Origin of the sequence: Massilia sp. LjRoot122 (assembly GCF_964252725.1) — a bacterium.
GTDB lineage: Bacteria > Pseudomonadota > Gammaproteobacteria > Burkholderiales > Burkholderiaceae_D > Telluria.
On the sequence record NZ_CAXUPB020000001.1, the window covers coordinates 201,052 to 220,739 of the forward strand.

Sequence of the window (19,688 nt, forward strand, 5' to 3'; positions counted from 1 at the left end):
TCCTCAGTCGGGCTCACCGGGCCGGCGCGGCTTCGGACTGTCGGCGATCGCATAGACATCCCCTGCCGTTGCCCCGGCATCAAGCCTGCGCGCCCGCAGGTCGCGGTACACGGCGGCGCGCATGATCGTCATCGACACCACCGGGGCCGTCAGCAGGATGAACACCGAGATGATGACTTCGTGGATCACGGGCCGCGACTGCGCCGCCGTGAAGTAGAGCATCGAGGCCAGCAGCAGGCAGCCGGCACCGAGCGTGACGGTGACGGCCGGGCCGTGGATGCGCTGGTAGAAGGTGGGCAGGCGCAGCAGGCCGAGCGCGCCGATCAGGACGATGCTGGCGCCCAGTACCAGCAGCAGGGCCACCGGCAACGCCGCCCAGGCGGGGATGTGTTCGATGCCGCTCATTCCGCTGTTCATTCGATAATCTCCCCACGCATCAGGAACTTCGCCATCGCCACCGTCGACACGAAGCCCACCAGCGCGATCAGGATCGCCACCTCGAAATACACCTGGGTGCCGAAGCGGATGCCCAGCACCAGGGCCAGCAAAATACCGCACATCCACAGCGTGTCCAGCGCCAGCACCCGGTCGTGTCCCGAGGGTCCGATCAGCAGGCGCAGCGCGCAGAAGCCCATCGCCACCAGCACGCACACCATCGCGTAGCCGATCGCCAGTTCAAGAAGGGTTTGCATGGTCATCCTCCGATTCGAAGATCTTGATGAGGGGCCGCTCGTAACGGCCCTTGATGGTATCGACCCACCACTGGCGGTCGTGCAGGTCGAACACGTGCAGCGACAGCTCGTGCTGCTCCGGGAAGATCTCCACCCACACCGTCCCCGGCGTCATGTTGATCAGGCAGGACAGCATCGCCAGGCCGTAGGGGTCGCGCAGCGTCAGCGGCACGCGGATGAACTGCGCATTCACGCTTGCATGGTCGCGGAACAGGATGATGCGGCACACGTTGAAGCTCGAGCGGATGATCTCGACCGAGGCCATGCCGATCAGGCGCAGGATGGTCAGCGGCGCGCGCAGGCGCGGATAGCCGAAGGGCTGCAGCCGGCGCGTCAGCAGCGGCACCGCGATGCCCAGCGCCGCGCCGAACAGCAGGTTGGCCGGGTCGAGCGTCTGGTTCAGCAGCAGCCACAGCGCACACAGGGACAGCGACACGATGGGGAAGGGCAGCCAGGGCGTCATGGTGCCTCCGGTCCGGGTACGGGCGGCGTGCCCAGCACCTGGTCGATGTACAGGGCGGGACGGTGCAGATCGCCGCTGGCGCGCGCCAGGTAGTCGTAGACCGGCTGCGCCTGCACCGTCAGCAGCACCGACACCAGCAGCAGCCCTGCCACCGGCAGCGCTTCCGCAGCGTGCAGGCGCGGCGGGCCGAGGGTCTCCGCGGCCCAGAAGGTGCGCACGCCGAAGCGCATCAGCGAAACGATGGCGACCAGGCCGGACACGATCACCAGCGCCATCAGGGTCCAGCCGCCGGCGCCGATCGGGGGCAGGCCCGGCCCGGGGTTGATCAGCGCATGGAACATGCCGAATTTGGCGACGAAGCCCGACAGCGGCGGCAGGCCGGCGATCATCAGGGCGCAGGCGGTGAAGGCCAGCGACAGGAAGGCCATCGCGGCCGGCACGCCGCGGCCCTTCGGTTCGGCCGGCGTGTCCTCGACGGCATAGACCTCCATCGTCAGCGCCAGCATCGCGGCGCCCGGCGTGCGGATGCGGTCGACCAGTTCGATCAGGAGCACGAAGGCGGCAATCGCCACCGTGGAGGCGACGAAGTAGTACAGCCCGGCGGTCACGAGGGGCTGCTGGCCATAGCCGGTCACGGCCAGCAGCGTGCCGGAGGAGACGATCGCCGCATAGCCGGCCAGGCGCCCGGCGCTGTCGGTGGCCAGCATGCCGGCCGCGCCGAACACGATGGTCGCCATCCCGCCCCACAGCAGGGCGTCGTAGCCGAAGCGCGCCGTCTCGGAGCTCCCTTCCGGGAACACCAGCAGCCAGATGCGCAGGATGACGTAGGCGCCGACCTTGGTCATCAGGACCAGCATCGCGGCCACCGGCGGCGAGGCCGCGGCATAGGTGGTCGGCAGCCAGAAGCCGAGCGGCCACATGGCGCCCTTGACCAGGAAGGCCAGCGCCAGCACCGCCACGCCCGCCTTGAGCAGGCCGGCGGCCTGCGGCGGCAGCGTCCCGACCCGCTGCGCCAGGTCGGCCATGTTGAGCGTGCCGGTGGTGGCGTAGATCAATGCGACGCCGATCAGGAACAGCAGGGCGGCGGCCAGGTTGACCGCGATGTACTGCATGCTGGCGCGCAGGCGCGCCACGTTGTAGCCGTGCAGGACCAGGCCGTAGGAGGCGGCCAGCATCACCTCGAAGAACACGAACAGGTTGAACAGGTCGTGGGTCAGGAAGGCGCCGTTGATCCCCATGAGCAGGAACTGGAACAGCGAATGGAAGTGCACGCCGATCCGGCCCCAGCGCGGCTGCGCGTAATGCAGGGCGGCCAGGGCCAGCACCGCGGTGAGCACCAGCATCATGGCCGACAGGCGGTCGGCCACCAGGGAGATGCCGAAAGGCGCGGCCCAGTTGGCGGCGAAATAGGCCCGCACGCCACCGGCCCATGCGCCATCCGTGAGCAGCACCAGCGCCAGCGCATTCGCGAGCAGGCCCAGCACCGAGGCATAGCCGGCCGCGAACTTCAGGCGGTGGCGGCCTTCGGTCAGCGGCGCGAGCAGGGCGCCGCACAGCAGCGGCAGCAGCACCGGGACGATCACGAGGTGGTGCATCCAGTCCAGCGTCATGCCTCTGGTTCCTCCCCATCCACGTGGTCGGTGCCGGTCAGGCCGCGCGCGCCGATCATCACCACCAGGTAGAGCGCGGTGGTGGCGAAGCCGATCACGATGGCGGTGAGCACCAGTGCCTGCGGCACCGGATCGGCCAGCGCGGCAGGGTCGGGCGCCGTGCCGGCCGGCGTCAGCGGCGGCCGGTCCACGCTGAGGCGGCCCATGGCGAAGATGAACAGGTTGACGGCGTAGGACATCAGCATCAGGCCGATCAGCACCTGGAAGCTGCGCGGACGCAGCACCAGCCAGATGCCGGAGCCGAACACGATGCCGATCGCGAGTGCCAGCACGATCTCCATCAGCCGATCTCCTTGGTGGGCGGGATCGCCGCCAGCGCGGCGGCGCTGGGTTTGCCGGCCAGCGGCGTGCGCCGGCTGCGCAGCGACTGGTGGGCGAGCGCCACCAGGATCAGCATGGTGGTGCCGACGACCACCAGGAACACGCCCAGGTCGAACACGAAGGCCGAGGGCAGGTGCAGCTCGCCGAGCAGCGGCAGCGTGAGGTGGGCGGTGTGGCTGGTCAGGAAGGGATAGCCGGCCAGCCAGGCGCCGATGCCGGTGCCGCAGGCGGTGACCAGGCCCCAGCCGATCCAGCGGTGCGGCCGCAGGCGCAGGTGCGATTCGACCCAGTCGGTGCCGGCCACCATGTACTGCACGATGAGGGCGGTGGCGAAGATCAGGCCCGCCACGAAGCCGCCGCCCGGCAGGTTGTGGCCGCGCATGAAGAAGTACACGGCGACCACGCCCATCACCGGCAGCAGGAAGCGCAGGTAGACCGACTGCACCATCAGGTAGCCGTCGCGCGCCTGCTGGCCCGGCTTCTGGCCGACCGCCGGGTCGACGTCGTTGGCCTGCTGCACCGGGATGGCGATGCTCTCCGGCGCCGGGCGGAAGCGGCGCAGCAGGGCGTAGACAGTGAGTGCCACCGCCGACAGCACGGTGATCTCGCCCATCGTGTCGAAGCCGCGGAAGTCCACCAGCAGCACGTTGACGACGTTGGCGCCGCCACCTTCGGGCAGGGCGCGCAGCACGAAGAAGTCGCGGATGCTGGTGCCGCCCGCCTGCGGGGAAGTCAGGACCGCATAGCTCGCCGCCGCCAGTCCCAGGCCGCCGGCAGCCGCAATCAGTGCGTCGCGCGAGCGGCGCAGCCAGGCGCTCGGCGGGACGCGCGCCGCCAGGTAGGCGGGGCGGAAGCGCGGCGGCAGCCAGCGCAGGCCGAGCAGGATCAGGACCGTGGTCACCGTCTCGACCATCAGCTGGGTCAGGGCCAGGTCCGGCGCCGACAGCCACAGGAAGGTGGCGCTGGTGGCCAGCCCGGTGCCGCCGACCAGGGCCAGGGCCGCCAGCCGGTGGTACTTGGCCTTCCAGGCCGCGGCCACGGCGCAGCCCGCGCCGATCAGCCACAGCAAGGCAAACAGGGGATCGGCGCCGGCCGGCTGCGGCATCGTGATATCGATGACCGGCCCGGCGAGCAGCAGCGGCACGACCACCATCGCCGCCATGAGCACCAGCAGCTGCGGCTGCAGCCGCTGGGTGCCGGCCAGGCGCAGCAGCCAGGCCGCGCCCTGCGACAGGCCGACCAGCACGTTCTCGTAGAGCTGGGCGCCTTTCAGGCGGTGCAGCACCGGCACCCGGTCGCGCTGCGCCAGCTCGAACCAGTTGCGCAGCACCAGGTAGCCGACCAGGCCGCCCGCCAGCGCGATCATGCTCATCAGGAGCGGCAGGTTGACTCCGTGCCAGATCGCCAGGCTGTATTCGGGCATGGTGGGGCCGAGAACCGAGTGCGCGGCCACCGCCAGCACGTCGCCCACCACGCGCTCGGGCATCACGCCCACCGCGATGCACAGCAGGACCAGGCACTCGATCGGTACCCGCATCCAGCGCGGCGGCTCGTGCGGTTCGTCCGGCAGGTCGTGCGCCAGCGGCCCGAAGAAGACGCTGATGAAGCGCAGCGAGTAGATCACGCTGAACAGCCCCATCATGCCGGCCGCCACCGACATCCACCAGTTCTCGCTGCCGCCCACCACCATGGTCTCGGCAAAAAACATCTCCTTCGACAGGAAGCCGTTCATCAGCGGTACCCCCGCCATGGCCGCGGTGGCCACGATGGCCAGGGCCGCGGTGTGCGGCATGGCGCGCTTCAGGCCGCGCAGCTGGCGCATGTCGCGGGTGCCGCTCTCGTGGTCGACGATGCCGACCGCCATGAACAGCGAGGCCTTGAACACCGCGTGGTTCATGGTGTGGAAGATCGCGGCCACCACCGACAGCGGCGTCCCGATGCTCAGCAGGACGGTGATCAGCCCGAGGTGGCTGATGGTCGAATAGGCCAGCAGGCCCTTCATGTCGTACTGGAAGATCGCAAAGAAGGACCCCAGCAGCAGGGTGCAGACGCCGGCGGCGCCGAGGATCCAGGTCCACTCCTCGGTGCCGGCCAGCGCCGGCCATAGGCGGATCAGGAGGAACACGCCGGCCTTGACCATCGTGGCCGAGTGCAGGAAGGCGGAGACCGGCGTCGGCGCCGCCATCGCATGCGGCAGCCAGAAGTGGAAGGGGAACTGCGCGCTCTTGGTCAGGGCTCCCAGCAGCACCAGCACCAGGGCCGGCACATACCAGTCGTGGGCGCGGATCCGGTTGCCGGCCGCCAGCACGTCCTGCAGCGCGTAGCTGCCCGCGATGTGGCCGAGCAGCAGGACCCCGGCCAGCAGGCACAGGCCGCCGATGGTGGTGACCGTGAAGGCCATGCGGGCGCCGCGTCGGGCGTCATTGCGCTCCTGCCAGTAGCCGATCAGGAGGAAGGAGGTAACGCTGGTCAGCTCCCAGAACACGACCAGCTGGATCAGGTTCCCCGACAGGACCACGCCGAGCATCGCGCCCATGAAGGCCATCATGTAGGCATAGAAACGGGGCACCGGATCGCGCCGCGACATGTAATAGCGGGCATACAGCAGCACCAGCACCCCGATGCCGAGCACCATGATGGCGAAGACCCAGGCCAGGCCGTCCATGCGCAGCACGATGTCGAGCCCGAAAGCAGGCAGCCAGGCATAGTGTTCCTGCGGCACGGCGCCGCCTGCGATGAGGTCGAAACGGGAGACGGCCAGCGCCAGGGCTGCCAGGGTGGCGATGCCGGCGACCGCGGCGGGACGGTCGCGCGAGTCGCCGGGCATGCAGGCTGCAACAAAAGCGGCGGCGAAGGGGAGCAGGAGCAGGACCAGCAGCATCACGTCTCCATGCTGAAGCAATGGCAAATGCGTCAACTGTACTGTTTTTAAATAAAGCGCGGCAACGCGTTTCCTTGGGAATATTTGGCAGTCGGCAAGGCAACACCCGGCGACAGGCCGTGCGCGCGTTGGCCCCGTGCATTGGTAACATGCCAGGATGCACATCCTCTGGAGCTACCTGCGTCCGCACTGGCGCCTGGCCGCACTGGCCCTGCTGCTGGCCGGCCTCGCTCAGGTACTGAACCTGGTCGACCCCATCATCTTCGGCAAGATCATCGACGACTATGCCCTCCACCGCGGCGGCAAGACCGATGAGGAACTGGTGGCGGGCGTGCTGCGCCTGCTCGGCCTGGCGGTGCTGGTGGCCCTGCTGGCGCGCCTGGCCAAGGCGCTGCAGGAATACGTGACGCGGCTGGTGGTGCAGAAGCTGGGCGTGGCGATCTTCAACGACGGCCTGCGCCAGGTGCTGCGCCTGAAGTACCAGGAATTCGAAGACCTGCGCAGCGGCGAGACCCTGTCGCTGCTGCAGAAGGTGCGCGCCGACAGCGAGCGCTTCATCAACACCTTCATCAATACGGTGTTTGCATCGACGGTCGGGGTCTCCTTCCTGGTCTGGTACGCGGTCACCAAGCACTGGCTGCTGGTGCCGGTCTTCCTGGTCGGGGTGCTGGTGCTGGGCGGGCTCACCGGGCTGCTGAGCCGCGAGATCAAGACCCAGCAGCGCTCGATCGTGCGCGAGACCAACCGCAATTCCGGCTTCATCACCGAGTCGCTGCGCAACATCGAACTGATCAAGAGCCTGGGCCTGACCTTTACCGAGATCCGCCGCCTGAAGGCGCAGACCGACAGCATCTTCGCGCTCGAGATGGAGAAGGTGAAGCGCATCCGGCTGCTCTCCTTCCTGCAGGGGAGCACGCTGAGCCTGTTGAAACTGGCGATCCTGTTCGCGCTGCTGTGGCTGATTTTCCGCGACGTCCTCTCGACCGGCGAGCTGATCGCGATGCAGTTCATCTCGGTGGCGATCTTCGCGCCGCTCCAGGAGCTGGGCAACATCATCCTGGCGCACCGCGAGGTCGAGGCTTCGCTGCTGAACTTCCGCACGCTGATGGACAAGCCGATCGAGCGCCGCCCGCAGGACTTCGTCGAGATCGGGCCGCTCGGGCAGATCCGCTTCGCCGAGGTCGGCTTCCGCCACAAGGGGGCGCTGGAGGATTCGCTGGTGGACATCTCGTTCAGCGCGGCCCTGGGCCAGACCGTTGCCTTCGTCGGTCCGTCCGGATCGGGCAAGTCGACCCTGGTCAAGCTGCTGGTGGGGCTGTACACGCCGGCGCGCGGCAAGGTGTTCTACAACGAGATCTCGACCGAAGACCTGCGCTACAACGAGGCGCGCCGCCAGATCGGCTTCGTCACGCAGGAGACCCACCTGTTCGCCGGCACCCTCCGCGACAACCTGCTGTTCGTGAAGCCGGATGCGACGGATGCGCAGATCATGGCGGCGCTGCAGCAGGCGTCGTGCGCCGGTCTGGTCAACAGGTCGCCCGAGGGGCTGGACACCGTCATCGGCGAGCGCGGCATGAAGCTGTCGGGCGGCGAGAAGCAGCGCCTGTCGATCGCCCGCGCCCTGGTGCGCGAGCCGCGCCTGCTGATCTTCGATGAAGCCACGTCGGCGCTGGACTCGCTGACGGAAGAGCAGATCACCAACACCGTGCGCGACATCTCGGCGCGCGCCAGCCAGATCACGATCCTGATCGCGCACCGGCTCTCGACCGTGATGCACGCGGACACCATCTACGTGCTGGAAAAGGGCCGCGTCGTCGAAACCGGTTCGCACGAGGCGCTGGTGGCGCAGAAGGGGCTGTACTACGCGATGTGGCGCCAGCAGATCGGGGAGCGGCCGGTGCCGGTCGGCTTCGCTATTATTTAAAGTAAATAAATGCGCGAATTCGCGATTTCGATAAGTAAATGAATGCGGCTTTGTCAGCGTCTTTCAATAATTTTATTTTTGAAAATTTACCCGAGTCGCATTTCACGCCGTTGAAATAATGCGTGAGAATTTATGGTCTGGCAGATAGTCTGCGATGTAATCTTCTTTTTTCTGTTGTTTTGGCCTTGAACGCAGTGCAACAATCTTGCTCCGATGAATATGTATCTACTATCATTAAAATTCGGAAACAAGATCGCAGTTCAGCCAGTTGACTGCTTAAACAATGAAAAAAGTGCCAGCCAAAATAACTGTAGCGGCCCTCGCTATCAGTATCACCGGGTGCGCGACAGCGCCTGGCCAAGGGGGAATGGGTCAGGCATTCAACGACACCTTCAATAACGCGGATCCATGCGCGAATAATGCCCGTAACACGGGCTTGGTCGTCGGCGCGCTTGCTGGTGCATTGATCGGGGCCAAGCTCGGTAACAAGGACAAGGGCGCCGTGCTGGCGGGAGCACTCATCGGCTCTGCCGCAGGCGGCCTCATCGGGGCGGACATTGATCAGCGGCGCTGTGAACTGGCCAAGGTTGCGCGGCAGTACGATCTGCAGATGAGTTTTGCAGCGGTGGCCAGCAATGGCGCCGTTGTGTCGGACGCCGAATTGAATGGAGCGGGAAATGCCGATGCGATCAAGAAGAATGCGATCGGCCATATCGTTTCGCTACAGGATGGCAGCGCCCAAGGCGGACATTTCGAAAGTAATTCAGCGGTGCTGACGAGACGCGCCGAACAGTATTTCTCGGCCATTGCGGACGTCTATAACCTGGAAAAATCCACCCGGGGCGCCCAAGCGTCGAATGCCGGACGCAAGCTCTTATTGGTCGGCCATACCGACGATACTGGTTCTTCCGCCATGAATGCCGATTTGTCGGAGCGCCGTGCGCGCGCCGTGGCCGAATATCTGGAGCGCCGCGGCATTCCGCGTGAACAGGTGTATTACCAGGGGGCCGGCGAAGTCTATCCGGTGGCGGACAATCATAGCGAAACGGGCCGTTTGCAGAATCGCCGGGTCGACATCGTGGAACTGTCGAATGGAGAGAGTTTCAGCAAGTATCTCGAAGCCCGCCGCCCGAATTACCAGTATTACCGCGGTACGCCCGCTGACACCGTGCCGGCCAGGGAAACCGCGCAGCGTGTGGCGGCACGCCCCGCCGCGGCCACTCCGCCGCGGCCGGCCGCACGACGCAGCGCGGTGCCGACCACCCGCCCCCAAGCGGACAAGCCGGTGGCCGCAGCAGCCAGGACTTCGCCGGCAGTACCCCCAGGCAATCGTACTCCTGCCATCACCGCCGCCACCGCCACGATGGCCCACGCCGTTCCGCTGAAAGTGGTGGGCAAGTCACTCGACTTCGGCGGCACGCCGCTGCTGGAGACGAAACTTGCCGCCTCCGGCGTCGGGGCAGTCCAGCAAAAGCGCCCGCTGTTCAGCTTGATCAGCACCGCCTATGCCAGCGACTCGCCGGTCGTTTCGGAATGCACGCAAGACCGTCCCCGCGTTTCCGGAGCGGTCAAGGCACTCAAGGACGGCGCCACCTACAGGGTAAATGAACATGTGCCTGGCCTGTATGGCAAGACGTGGACCCAGCGTGTCAATGGCCACCAGGTCGTGATCAACAAGGTCGCGGTACTGGCAAGCGAAGCATCGCTGGCGCAGTTCCCCGAACTGAAGGTCTACGCGAGTTACGACCCCGCGAGCAACCGAAATCCGAAGCCGGACGTGTCCCTGAGGCCGGAGGTGAATACCTATCTTGGCGAAGGCGGAATCCTGTACCGCATCTTCACCAACGGCGCGGCCGGCATGCAGTGCATCGACATCCTCTACAGCCGCCAGGGCGGTGTAGCGGCCAAGGACGGCAACATCGTGTATGCCCACGACAAGCAACTGTACGTCTCCCCATTTAAACCTGTGATCGCCAATTAAACGCCATGCTCTCCGACTTCCTTCATACATATCCCGCGCTGGTATGGGCCATCCTCTACACGGCCGTCGCAGCCATCTTGCTTTCCCTGATGTGGGACAAGCTGAAATGGTGGTGGCTCAATACCTGGTATAACTTCCCGGTTATCGGCAAGACGGCCCGCCTGTCCAAGGACCTGCATCAGACCACGGATGGCAGCGGATGGTTCAAATCCGAACGTGCGCTGTGCCAGGACTACAAGGGCTTCGTCCAGGTGCAGTCGGAATTCGACTTCAACGAACGCACGAGCTACCTGCAGAAAGCCGGCGACAACGGACGCACGTTGACGCCGCTTGCCATCTGGGTGCTGATCGTCGGTTTCGTGTTCGTCGAAGCCCAGGGTTTCAGCTATGTGCTTGCCGGTTATACCGTGCCGGGGGCAAGCGAAACAACGCAAAAATACGCCGCCATCGGCATCGCCTTCATCGTTTCCGCTCTCTGTGTGCTGCTGACTCATGCGGCAGGTCAGGAACTGTACCGCTCGCTCAAGATCAAGCGCGCGCGCAAGGACTGGATCGAGGATGGACGCCGCCATAAGCTGCGGACCCGTTCCATGCCCTTGACGACTTCCCAGCATCTCGACGATGAGGAGCCGGAGTACACCCAGATCTCCAACCGCGTCGGGATCGATGCCAGCTTTGTGGTCAGCTGGGCTACCCTCGCTTTCGTGCTGATGATTGCGGTCGGCGCAACTTACGTCCGCGTGCAGAGCGCGAACAAACTGATGGACGATGCCGTCCGTATGCAGAAGAGCGAGCTGGTGCAGCAGCAAAACACCAGCGTCGGTATCGACCTGGCGCAGCAGAACGTCTTGCCCGATGCGGATGCGCAATCCAATCTGGAGGCCGACGGCAAAGCAGTCGAAGAAGCGGCGCAGTACGACCTGCACGGCTACTGGGTGACCTTCGCCATCCTCGCGGTGCTGTTCGTTTTCCTGCAGGGCCTGGGCGTTCTGTTCGGCTACCGCTGGGGTTTCGCCGGCGAGAACAGCAAGGCGGCATTCAAGGCCTTGGGGAAAGGAAAGTACCTGACGTATGGCGACGTACGCATGGCGTCGCAGCATTTCATCGACAAGGCGCAGAACCAGCTGGAAAACCTCCAGCAGCGCATGATTCAGCACCATGCGGAACAGGGAACGGGCGTGGCCGTGCATCCGACCAAGTCCTTCCTTGAATTCCTGGACAGTACCGACAAGCAGGAAACCGACTATCGCAGCAAGAAGCGCGAAGCGCTTCAGCAGGAGCAGCAGCGCGCCAAGGAAGATCACCAGCGCCGGAAGGCGCGCGAGCACGACAGGGCCGCCGCCACGGTCGCCGCCCCGGCCACGCCGGTGGCGCAGGACGAGGAAACGCCGCCGGAGCCGAAGCTCGCGCGTGCTAGTGAGGTCGAGATCGCCATTCGCGAACTGGACCGCGTTGGCGACGACATTCAAGCGAAGCGCAGCTACCTCGACACGCTCCCGGAACACGTGTTCACGGAAGTGAAAATCGTGTTGCAGGAACGGAAGGAAGCGAAGGAGCTCGCGAAGAAACAGCGTGCTGCCGAGATCGAGGACCTGCTGTGAAGAAAACCGTTTTGCTGACCTTGGCGGCCGCCCTGGCGAGCGGCCCCGCCGCTGCCTGGGTAGAAGATGCCGTTCCGAGCTGCTACGACGCAAAGATCGGCGTCGCTCCAGCGTCTGTCGGCACCGAGCTGTTCGTCCTGATTGACCAGACCACCGTGTTCGATCCTACCCTGCAGCAACAGGTGGCCGACAATATTCGCCCCTTCATGACAGCTGGGCATGCATATTCGGTCCTGAGTTTTTCGGCGTTTTCTCAGGGGCGGTATGCGCAGGTACTGAGTGCGGGGACCATCGAGCCCTTGATCGCTCCCGCGGCGCGAGACGACATCCCGAAGGCAGCGCTGGCCAAATTCGACAGTTGCGCAAAGCGCCAGCCGAACGTCGCGATGCAGGCCATTGGCAATGCCTTGCGCGCCGGCTTCGGCGGCGCAAATGCCAGCCTCGGAAAATCCGACGTCCTGGCATCTCTGAAGGCGATCTCGGCGCGGGTCAAGAAATCGCCAGCCCGGCAAAGGGTCGTCCTGCTGGCGTCGGACATGCTCGAGAACTCATCCGTCACCAGTTTTTATGGCGCACGCGGCGAATCGGTGCGGCAAATCGATCCTGCCAAGGAGCTGAGAGACGCAGTCGATCATGAGCTGATAGCGGATTTTGGCGGAGCCAGGATCTACGTGATCGGAGCCGGCTTGCTTGCTGAGGAAGGAAAGAAAGGCGGCAAGTATCGTGATCCTAAAACGATGCGGGCGCTGACCAATTTCTGGAACAGTTATTTTCAGAAATCGAATGCCACGGTGGTCGAGATCGGCCAGCCCGCACTCCTGACGCCCCTGTCCCGCTGAGCGGACCAGGAAAAGGGCGGAAAACAGCTCAGGTGTCCGAGGGATAACGCAGGCCGATCTGCCCCCGGATCCGGTCGAGCACCGTCATGACCGACAGCGTGTCCTCGTGCGTCATCAGCGGATGCTCGATCAGGCCCTCGCGCAGGCAGCGGCCGGCTTCGATGGCCTCATGGGTGTAGCCGTTGCCGAGGTAGGGCGTCGGGATAGTGCGCGAGGAGCCGTCCTGCAGCTCGACGGTGATGCGATCGGTCAGGTGGAACAGGCGGTGCATGCGGATGCTGCCGCCCGTGCCGGAGACGATCAGCTCGGAAGCCGAGCGTGCGCGGATCGAGCAGCTGCAGACCGAGAGCGTGCCGCCGCCGTGCTTCATGATGAAGGCGGTGCTGGTGTCGACGCCGCTGTCGCCCACGATGGCCTCCGCATGGACGCTTTCCGCCTTGCCCAGCAAGGCGCAGGCGATCGACAGCGGGTAGATGCCGAGGTCGAGCAGCGCACCACCGCCCAGTTCGCGCTTGTTGATGCGGTGCTCGGAATCGGTGGTGGCCGAGAAACCGAAATCCGCATGCACCTGCGTGACCGTGCCGATGTCGCCGGAGGCCATGATGCGCTTCACCTCCGCCAGGGCCGGCAGGAAGCGCGTCCACATGGCTTCCATCAGGAACAGGTTCTTGGCGCGGGCCAGGGCCACCATTTCACCGGCCTCGCGCCGGTTCATGGCAAAGGGTTTTTCGCACAGCACGGCCTTGCCGCCGCCCAGCGCCAGCAAGGTGTTTGGCGCGTGCATCGGGTGCGGCGTGGCGATATAGATGATGTCGACGCCGTCCGCGCCGGCCAGTTCCTCATACGAGCCGTAGGCCGCAGTGTCCACACCTTTGGCGCCGAGTTCGCGCGCGAAGGCCTGGGCGCTGTCCAGCGTGCGCGAGCCCACCGCCGCCAGCACCGCGCCGGGCGCGTGCTTCAGTCCGAGTGCGAAGGCGCGCGCGATGCCGCCCGTGCCCAGGATGCCCCATCGTACCGTGTCGTCCATCAGAGTTCTCCCTTGAGGAACCGCCATGTGCAGGATACTCCCGGACGCCGGAGCTGGGAATGGCGCGGGCTCCAGTAATAAAATCGCTTGCAATTAAATAGCGCGCTATATATTATTAGGTCGTGCACTATCTAATCGCCAGGCAAACCTGGCACCGACCAGCAAAGGAGCATCACCATGGCAATCGAAAAAGTCCTCTACCGTGCAAGCGCCAAAGCCACCGGCGGCCGCGATGGCCGTGCCGTCTCGTCCGACAACGCACTCGACGTCAAGCTGTCGACCCCGAAAGAACTCGGCGGCGCGGGCGGCGAGGGCACCAATCCGGAGCAGCTGTTCGCGGCCGGCTACTCGGCCTGCTTCCTCGGCGCGATGAAGTTCGTGGCTGCGCGCGACAAGCTGAAGATTTCGCCGGACGTGTCGGTGCAGGGCAGCGTCGGCATCGGTCCGATCCCGGCCGGCTTCGGCATCGAGGTGACGTTACAGATCAGCCTGCCGGGCGTGCCGGAAGAGGAAGCGCGTTTGCTGGTCGAGCGTGCACATCTTGTTTGCCCGTATTCGAATGCGACGCGCGGCAATATCGACGTGAGCCTGGAACTGATTTAATGATCTGAAGTAATGCGGCATGTGTATGCCACATATTCGCACGCCATATATTTCACAATTGGCTGCATTCGGTAATTAATTAGGTGCGGGAATTCTTATAGCGGGAAATACGTTTTCGGAATAATGCCGAGTCCGTATTTTCCGCTATTTTTTTGTCCATTCCTTATCAAAAAATATGCCTTTCCGCGGTCGCCTCGACAGGGAAGGTAAAGAGAAAACTCAACAGTAAATTCATCTAACTGCACGCTTTTGCGGCAATTTGCCGTGCTTCCTCTATGGTTTGATAATGCTTCACTAACAGAGTTGTCATGTTTGCGTCGACGGAAAACAACAAGCGAAAATATTTTTCCGTACGGCAAACACAGAATTTTTCCGGTCGTTAAAATTGCCTCCCATCAGCTTCCTGACGCCAACTAATTCCGGTTGGCGTTTGCATTTCAGGGTCAGTTGGCAGTTTTTAATTACCTCAAAAATTTAACAATTCGGTTCTTTCAATGCACACCACTGTTTCTGCACCACGTTCGCTTTCCTTTGCGCAGACCCAGCAGTACGCGCTGCCGGTCCTGTTCGCGCTGTTCGGCCTGATCATGGGCTCGTGGGCCGGCCGCATCCCGGCCCTGGCCGAGCGTGTCCAGGTGTCCCACTCGGCCCTGTCGATGGTCCTGCTGTGCGGCGGCCTGGGCGCCGTCGTCTCCTACCCGATCTCTTCCTTCCTGATGGGCCGTTTCGGCGCCCGCAAGTCGCTGCTGGTCTCGGGCATGGCCCTGTTGTGCGTGCTGGTGTCGATCGGCATGGCGCCGACCGTGCCGCGCCTGATGCTGTCGGTCCTGATGCTGGGCATCACCGCCAGCACCTTCGACGTCGCCATCAACTCGGCCGCGACCAGGCGTGAAAAGCAGACCGGCAAGTCGGAACTGTCGATGTTGCATGGTATCGGCTGCGCCGGCGGCCTGGCGGGCGCGACCCTCGGCAGCCTGATGGCCAGCATGAAGATCGCCCCGGCCACCCACTTCCTGATGCTGGCCGGTCCGCTGGCCCTGGTGCTGTGGGCTGCGTTCACCATGATGGACGCCGACGACAGCGTCGAAAAGGTCGAGAAGAAGTCGTTCTCGCTGCCGCGCGGTCCGCTGGCGCTGCTGGGCCTGCTGGGCTTCCTCGGTTCGATGTCGGAAGGCAGCATCGCCGACTGGAGCGGCGTGTTCCTGAAAGAGCACTTCGGTGCCTCGGACGGCCTGGCGCCGCTGGCCCTGTCGGCGTTCTCGGTCATGATGCTGCTGTCGCGCATGGTCGGCGACAAGATGAAAGTGCGCTTCGGCGCCCAGCGCCTTGTCACCATCGGCTCGCTGGTGTCGGCATCCGGCCTGTTCTTCGCCGTGGTGGCCCCGAACGCCTACGTCGCCCTGGGCGGCTTCGCGATTGCCGGCCTCGGCCTGTCGCTGCTGTTCCCCTTCGTGTTCAGCGCAGCCGGCGCACAAGGCCCGATGGCTCTGGCCGCCGTCGCCAGCATGGCCTACAGCGGCAGCCTGATGGGCCCGCCGGTGATCGGCGCCGTCGCCCACTTCGTCGGCATGCAGGCAGCGATCGCCTACGTCGGCGGCCTGTCGCTGGTCATCGCCTTCGTTGCCAGCCGTACCAAACTGCTGAAGTAATGTGTTCGCCGGCCCAGGGGCCGGCACCCGATCCTCGCACGGCGCAAGCCGGCTTCCAACGCAGACCGCGCCCGCGCCGTCTGCGTTTTTTTTGCGCTGGCCCAAGCCAGCCCGGCACTGGCCGAACTTCGCCTGTCGCGCCGTCTCCAAGGTCTTTGACGACACTGATCAGGGAGATGCCATGACGAGCAAAGTCGATGCGGTCGCGGTGACGCAATTCCACGATGGTGAGCTGGCCCAGCCCGACTGGCCAGTCCTGCATCGCATGCCCGAGCTGCCCGGGGCCTGGCACGCCATCGATGCGAACCACCGCTACAACTGCCTGCTGTGGCAAGAAGAAGACCGCGCGCGCCGGCTCGACGTGCCGGCCGCCGAGATCGCCACCAGCAAGCGCCTGATCGACCGCTACAACCAGCAGCGCAACGATGCGGTCGAAGCGATCGACGAAGCGCTGCTTGCCGGCCTCGGCGGCGCCGAACCCGGTCCCGAGGCCCGCCTGTCGAGCGAGACGCCGGGTGCGATGATCGACCGGCTGTCGATCCTGGCGCTCAAGATCCATCATATGCGCCTGCAGACCGAGCGCAGCGAAGCCGGGCATGCGCACGTGCAGTCATGCAGCGCCCGGCTGCAGCGCCTGATTACCCAGCGCCACGACCTGGCCGCCTGCCTCGACCAGCTGCTGCGCGAGGCCCGCGCGGGCCAGGCCTATTTCAAGGTCTACCGCCAGTTCAAGATGTACAACGACCCCGCGCTGAATCCCTACCTGTACGGGCGTGCGGCGGGCGGCGCGGCGCCGGCGGGAAGCTGAATGAGCCTGCCGCGCATCGACGTCCTGGTCCCTACCTGCAACAGGCCGGCGGCGCTGGCGGTCACGCTGACCGCGCTCGGCGCCCAGGATTACCCCGAGCTGCGCATCGTCGTGTCCGACCAGACCGAAGGGACCAGCGCCCTCGGGCAAGCCGAGGTGGTGGCCGTGCTGCGCTACCTGCGGGCACGCGGCCGGCAGGTCGAGACCTGGCATCACCTGCCGCGGCGCGGCATGGCGGAGCAGCGCGCCTTCCTGCTGGCCCAGGCCCATGCACCTTGTTGCCTGTTCGTGGACGACGACGTCATCCTCGAGCCGGATCTGATCGGGCGCCTGCATGGCCTGCTGGTGCGGCACGGCTGCGGTTTCGTGGGCAGCGCAGTACACGGCCTGAGCTACCTGGGGCAGCACAGGCCGGCGCAGGAGGCGCTCACCTTCTGGGAAGGCCGGGTCGAGCCGGAAACCGTCTTGCCGGGCAGTGGCGCCTGGGCACGCCATCACCTGCATAGCGCGGCCAACCTGTTCCACCTGCAGCGGCGCCTGGCTGTCCCTCCCGGGCAGTCACGCGCCTACCGGGTGGCCTGGGTCGGCGGTTGCGTGATGTTCGATACCGCCAGGCTGCGCGCCGCGGGCGGCTTCGATTTCTGGCCGGCCCTGCCGCCGGGCCATTGCGGCGAAGACGTGCTCGCCCAGTTACGCGTGATGGAGCGCTTCGGCGGTTGCGGCATGCTGCCTTCGGGCGCTTATCACATGGAGTTGCCGACCACGCTGAAGGCGCGTGAGGTCGATGCACCCTGGGCCCTGCTGCCGCACGGCGACCCGCCGGGGCAGGGACAGGCGCGGCCATGAGTCCGGCGGCAGCGCGCCTCGATGGGGTGGCGAAGATCGCCGTCCTGCGGCCGAACGCGGTAGGTGATTTCGTCTTTGCCCTCCCGGCCTTGCATGCGCTGAAGCATGCCTATCCCGATGCCGAACTGGTCTTCCTTGGCAAGGCCTGGCATGCAGATTTTTTGGAAGGACGGCCGGGACCGGTCGACCGTGTCGTCGTCATGCCGCCGGTGCCCGGCGTGGGCGCACCGGTGGACAGGCCTGCCGACGGCAGCGCGGTCGAGCGTTTCGTCGAGCGCATGCGGGATGAGCGCTTCGACATCGTGGCGCAAATGTATGGCGGGGGACGGCACTCGAATCCCTTTACCGGGCGCCTCGGCGCGCGCCTGGTCATCGGCGCCCGCGCGGACGGCGCACCGGCCCTCGAGCGCTGGGTGCCGCATGTCGAGCCGGGCAACCGGCGGCTGGCCCTGCTGGAGATCGCCGCGCTGGCAGGGGGCACGCCGCCATGGCTGCCGCGTGAACTGGAGCTCACGCCGGCCGACCGGGCGGCTGCGGCGCAGGAGCTCCCGCCGGACCCGGCTGCGGCGCAGCCTGGCCAGCCGTCCAAGCCTTCCCGCCCATTGGTGCTGCTCCAGCCGGGATCGTCCGATCCGCGCCGGTGCTGGCCGGCAGGCCGGTTCGCCGCGCTCGGCGATGCGCTTGCCGCGGCCGGTGCGCTCGTCGCCGTCAACGGTACGGCGCAGGAAGCCGGTCTCGTGCGGCGTATCGTCGACGGCATGCGCCACCCCGCCCTCAATCTTGCAGGGAAACTGGGTCTGGGTGGCCTGTGCGGCGTGCTCGAGCGTTCTGCGCTGGTGGTGTCCAACGATACCGGGCCGCTGCACCTGGCCCTGGCGATCGGCACGCCGGCAGTCGGCATCTTCTGGCATACGAACCTGGTCGACGGCGCACCCTTGCGGCCCGGCTTGCTGCGGGCGGCCGTCTCGGCACAAGTCAGCTGCCCCGTGTGCGGCGCCGACAACCGCGCCTCGCGGTGTCCGCACCAGGAAAGCTTCGTGGATGACATCCCGGTCGACGAGGTGCTTGGTCTTGCGCTGTCGCAGCTGCGCACGCAGCAGCACTGCGTCGATCACCAGTAAGGCCACATCCCCGCCGCGCGCTGCCCGCTCGGCGCCGTTCCGGTGAGCAGGGCGCGTGCATGCTGGAGCACCACGGCGGCACGTTCGGCGGCAGGGTCCCAGATGCAGCGGTGGCGCTGCCGGTCGAGCGGAGCCCAGCGGGCGATGTCGGCCTTGCTGAACACCACCACGCTGCTGAGTCCCAGGCCGGCTGCAATGTGCGACACGCCGGTATCGTTGCAGATCAGCAGCCGGGCTCGGCTCATCAGTGCCGCCATCGCACCGATCGAGATCGGCGCCGCCGCTTCGATCGCCGGCGTGCGCATGTGCTGCGCCACCGCACGCGCCAGCGGTGCTTCGGCAGCCGAACCGGTCAGCACGGTGTCGAGTCCGAATTCCTGCTTGAGCTGGTCCGCCACTTCGGCAAACCGCTCCGGCGGCCAGCACTTGTCGCGCGTACGTGCACCGGGATGGATGCAGATGTAGTTGCCGGGTTCGAGATCGGGCGCGGCATTGCTGGCTTCGAGTTCGTCGATGTCCTCGCGCCGCACCGGGAACTCGAGCTGGGTGCCCGCGTCCGGTGCGCCCAGCCGGTCCAGCAGGGTCAAGAGTCTTTCCTGCTCCGCGCCTGCTTCGGGATAGGGCAGGAGCAGTGTCCGGTCGGTCTGGCTCGCTTCGCCGCGCGTGAAGCCGGCCATCGCGCGGGCGCCGAACCCGGCCACGATATGGTTCGTCACGTCGCCGCTGCCATGCAGCTGCAGCGCCAGGTCGAAGCCCCGATCGCAGATGGCTGCGTAGTAGGAAGGCAGCCCGTCGTGGTGGACTGCCTGTTCCGGCAGCAGCGGATGTCCCGGAAAGGGAATGAATTCGTTGACGTAGGCGTCGAAGCGCCGGGCGAACTGCGCCGCCCATGGCAAGCCTGTGAGGACGACCAGGGCATCCGGCAAGGCAGCGCGCAGTGCGCGCAATGCGGGCACCGCACAGAGCATGTCCCCCAGTTGCAGGGCACGGAATACGATGACGCTGCGAATAGCGTGACGGTACAGGAACGAACGCCGGTTCATGTGCTCTCCAATAGTCTAGCTTCGTGCAGGCTCTATGATCCAGGGACACTTGGCGGGTGCAGAGCCGGATTGGATAAGTCAATCGTCCCGGCGCCAGCTCATACCGGCAGCTCCGGTTCGCTGCGCTTGGTGACCAGGAAGGGCGGGATCGCCAGTGCATGCAGGGGCATCCGCCGGAAC

17 protein-coding genes are annotated in these 19,688 nt (G+C 65.6%); 9 read left to right on the forward strand and 8 right to left on the reverse strand.

Going from position 1 to position 19,688, the window contains the following annotated elements; translation table 11 throughout:
* Positions 1-3: 3 nt before the first annotated feature.
* The 6 genes from mnhG to ACSQ25_RS00925 are packed head-to-tail and all read right to left on the reverse strand — an operon-like array spanning position 4 to position 6,069.
* The gene (gene mnhG, locus ACSQ25_RS00900; protein ID WP_436103846.1) at positions 4-417 is read right to left on the reverse strand and encodes a monovalent cation/H(+) antiporter subunit G; all 414 of its coding nucleotides are present in this window, start codon (positions 415-417) and stop codon (positions 4-6) included.
* Positions 414-692, reverse strand: a complete 279-nt coding sequence (locus ACSQ25_RS00905; protein WP_436103847.1) for a K+/H+ antiporter subunit F — start codon at positions 690-692, stop codon at positions 414-416. The genes mnhG and ACSQ25_RS00905 overlap by 4 nt, the downstream gene beginning before the upstream one ends.
* The gene (locus ACSQ25_RS00910; RefSeq protein ID WP_436103848.1) at positions 676-1,194 is read right to left on the reverse strand and encodes a Na+/H+ antiporter subunit E; all 519 of its coding nucleotides are present in this window, start codon (positions 1,192-1,194) and stop codon (positions 676-678) included. The genes ACSQ25_RS00905 and ACSQ25_RS00910 overlap by 17 nt, the downstream gene beginning before the upstream one ends.
* Entirely contained in the window at positions 1,191-2,804 is a 1,614-nt protein-coding gene (locus ACSQ25_RS00915; protein ID WP_436103849.1) for a monovalent cation/H+ antiporter subunit D, read from the reverse strand. The genes ACSQ25_RS00910 and ACSQ25_RS00915 overlap by 4 nt, the downstream gene beginning before the upstream one ends.
* Complete coding sequence (locus tag ACSQ25_RS00920; RefSeq protein ID WP_436103850.1) at positions 2,801-3,145, reverse strand: Na+/H+ antiporter subunit C; 345 nt, start codon at positions 3,143-3,145, stop codon at positions 2,801-2,803. The genes ACSQ25_RS00915 and ACSQ25_RS00920 overlap by 4 nt, the downstream gene beginning before the upstream one ends.
* Positions 3,145-6,069, reverse strand: coding sequence for a monovalent cation/H+ antiporter subunit A (locus ACSQ25_RS00925; protein ID WP_436103851.1), 2,925 nt, complete (start codon positions 6,067-6,069; stop codon positions 3,145-3,147). The genes ACSQ25_RS00920 and ACSQ25_RS00925 overlap by 1 nt, the downstream gene beginning before the upstream one ends.
* A gap of 154 nt (positions 6,070-6,223) precedes the next feature.
* Between ACSQ25_RS00925 and ACSQ25_RS00930 the strand changes: the two genes are divergently transcribed.
* The 4 genes from ACSQ25_RS00930 (at position 6,224) to ACSQ25_RS00945 (ending at position 12,411) form a co-directional block, all read left to right on the forward strand.
* Entirely contained in the window at positions 6,224-7,990 is a 1,767-nt protein-coding gene (locus ACSQ25_RS00930) for an ABC transporter ATP-binding protein (protein ID WP_436103852.1), read from the forward strand.
* 367 nt (positions 7,991-8,357) lie between these two features.
* Complete coding sequence (locus ACSQ25_RS00935; RefSeq protein ID WP_436103853.1) at positions 8,358-9,971, forward strand: OmpA family protein; 1,614 nt, start codon at positions 8,358-8,360, stop codon at positions 9,969-9,971.
* Between the two features lie 77 nt (positions 9,972-10,048).
* A complete protein-coding gene (locus tag ACSQ25_RS00940) occupies positions 10,049-11,572 on the forward strand; it encodes a hypothetical protein (protein ID WP_436103854.1) in 1,524 nt (507 codons plus the stop codon).
* Positions 11,569-12,411, forward strand: a complete 843-nt coding sequence (locus ACSQ25_RS00945; RefSeq protein ID WP_436103855.1) for a hypothetical protein — start codon at positions 11,569-11,571, stop codon at positions 12,409-12,411. The genes ACSQ25_RS00940 and ACSQ25_RS00945 overlap by 4 nt, the downstream gene beginning before the upstream one ends.
* A 28-nt stretch (positions 12,412-12,439) precedes the next feature.
* Here the strand turns inward: ACSQ25_RS00945 and ACSQ25_RS00950 are convergent, their stop codons facing one another.
* Positions 12,440-13,438 carry a Gfo/Idh/MocA family protein gene (locus ACSQ25_RS00950; protein WP_436103856.1) on the reverse strand — a complete coding sequence of 333 codons (999 nt, stop codon included), beginning with the start codon at positions 13,436-13,438 and terminating at the stop codon, positions 12,440-12,442.
* A 177-nt stretch (positions 13,439-13,615) separates the two neighbouring features.
* On the opposite strand from ACSQ25_RS00950, the gene ACSQ25_RS00955 reads away from it, so the two are divergent.
* The 5 genes from ACSQ25_RS00955 (at position 13,616) to ACSQ25_RS00975 (ending at position 18,465) form a co-directional block, all read left to right on the forward strand.
* The gene (locus tag ACSQ25_RS00955) at positions 13,616-14,041 is read left to right on the forward strand and encodes an organic hydroperoxide resistance protein (RefSeq protein ID WP_436103857.1); all 426 of its coding nucleotides are present in this window, start codon (positions 13,616-13,618) and stop codon (positions 14,039-14,041) included.
* 494 nt (positions 14,042-14,535) lie between these two features.
* Entirely contained in the window at positions 14,536-15,690 is a 1,155-nt protein-coding gene (locus ACSQ25_RS00960) for an MFS transporter (protein WP_436103858.1), read from the forward strand.
* A 181-nt stretch (positions 15,691-15,871) separates the two neighbouring features.
* A complete protein-coding gene (locus tag ACSQ25_RS00965; RefSeq protein ID WP_436103859.1) occupies positions 15,872-16,498 on the forward strand; it encodes a DUF4254 domain-containing protein in 627 nt (208 codons plus the stop codon).
* Positions 16,499-17,344, forward strand: a complete 846-nt coding sequence (locus ACSQ25_RS00970) for a glycosyltransferase family 2 protein (RefSeq protein WP_436103860.1) — start codon at positions 16,499-16,501, stop codon at positions 17,342-17,344. It abuts the gene before it with no gap.
* Complete coding sequence (locus ACSQ25_RS00975; RefSeq protein WP_436103861.1) at positions 17,341-18,465, forward strand: glycosyltransferase family 9 protein; 1,125 nt, start codon at positions 17,341-17,343, stop codon at positions 18,463-18,465. The genes ACSQ25_RS00970 and ACSQ25_RS00975 overlap by 4 nt, the downstream gene beginning before the upstream one ends.
* Here the strand turns inward: ACSQ25_RS00975 and ACSQ25_RS00980 are convergent.
* Complete coding sequence (locus tag ACSQ25_RS00980) at positions 18,456-19,508, reverse strand: glycosyltransferase family 9 protein (RefSeq protein WP_436103862.1); 1,053 nt, start codon at positions 19,506-19,508, stop codon at positions 18,456-18,458. The two genes, ACSQ25_RS00975 and ACSQ25_RS00980, sit on opposite strands and share 10 nt — an antisense overlap.
* Between the last annotated feature and the right edge of the window lie 180 nt (positions 19,509-19,688).

Excerpts from the sequence above, each read along its gene's own strand:
- ACSQ25_RS00980 (WP_436103862.1), bottom strand. The coding sequence starts at position 19,508 with ATGAACCGGCGTTCGTTCCTGTACCGTCACGCTATTCGCAGCGTCATC.
- ACSQ25_RS00960 (WP_436103858.1), top strand. The coding sequence starts at position 14,536 with ATGCACACCACTGTTTCTGCACCACGTTCGCTTTCCTTTGCGCAGACC.
- ACSQ25_RS00930 (WP_436103852.1), top strand. The coding sequence starts at position 6,224 with ATGCACATCCTCTGGAGCTACCTGCGTCCGCACTGGCGCCTGGCCGCA.
- ACSQ25_RS00910 (WP_436103848.1), bottom strand. The coding sequence starts at position 1,194 with ATGACGCCCTGGCTGCCCTTCCCCATCGTGTCGCTGTCCCTGTGTGCG.
- ACSQ25_RS00915 (WP_436103849.1), bottom strand. The coding sequence starts at position 2,804 with ATGACGCTGGACTGGATGCACCACCTCGTGATCGTCCCGGTGCTGCTG.
- ACSQ25_RS00955 (WP_436103857.1), top strand. The coding sequence starts at position 13,616 with ATGGCAATCGAAAAAGTCCTCTACCGTGCAAGCGCCAAAGCCACCGGC.
- ACSQ25_RS00950 (WP_436103856.1), bottom strand. The coding sequence starts at position 13,438 with ATGGACGACACGGTACGATGGGGCATCCTGGGCACGGGCGGCATCGCG.
- ACSQ25_RS00905 (WP_436103847.1), bottom strand. The coding sequence starts at position 692 with ATGCAAACCCTTCTTGAACTGGCGATCGGCTACGCGATGGTGTGCGTG.
- ACSQ25_RS00920 (WP_436103850.1), bottom strand. The coding sequence starts at position 3,145 with ATGGAGATCGTGCTGGCACTCGCGATCGGCATCGTGTTCGGCTCCGGC.
- mnhG (WP_436103846.1), bottom strand. The coding sequence starts at position 417 with ATGAACAGCGGAATGAGCGGCATCGAACACATCCCCGCCTGGGCGGCG.
- ACSQ25_RS00935 (WP_436103853.1), top strand. The coding sequence starts at position 8,358 with ATGGGTCAGGCATTCAACGACACCTTCAATAACGCGGATCCATGCGCG.
- ACSQ25_RS00970 (WP_436103860.1), top strand. The coding sequence starts at position 16,499 with ATGAGCCTGCCGCGCATCGACGTCCTGGTCCCTACCTGCAACAGGCCG.
- ACSQ25_RS00975 (WP_436103861.1), top strand. The coding sequence starts at position 17,341 with ATGAGTCCGGCGGCAGCGCGCCTCGATGGGGTGGCGAAGATCGCCGTC.
- ACSQ25_RS00965 (WP_436103859.1), top strand. The coding sequence starts at position 15,872 with ATGACGAGCAAAGTCGATGCGGTCGCGGTGACGCAATTCCACGATGGT.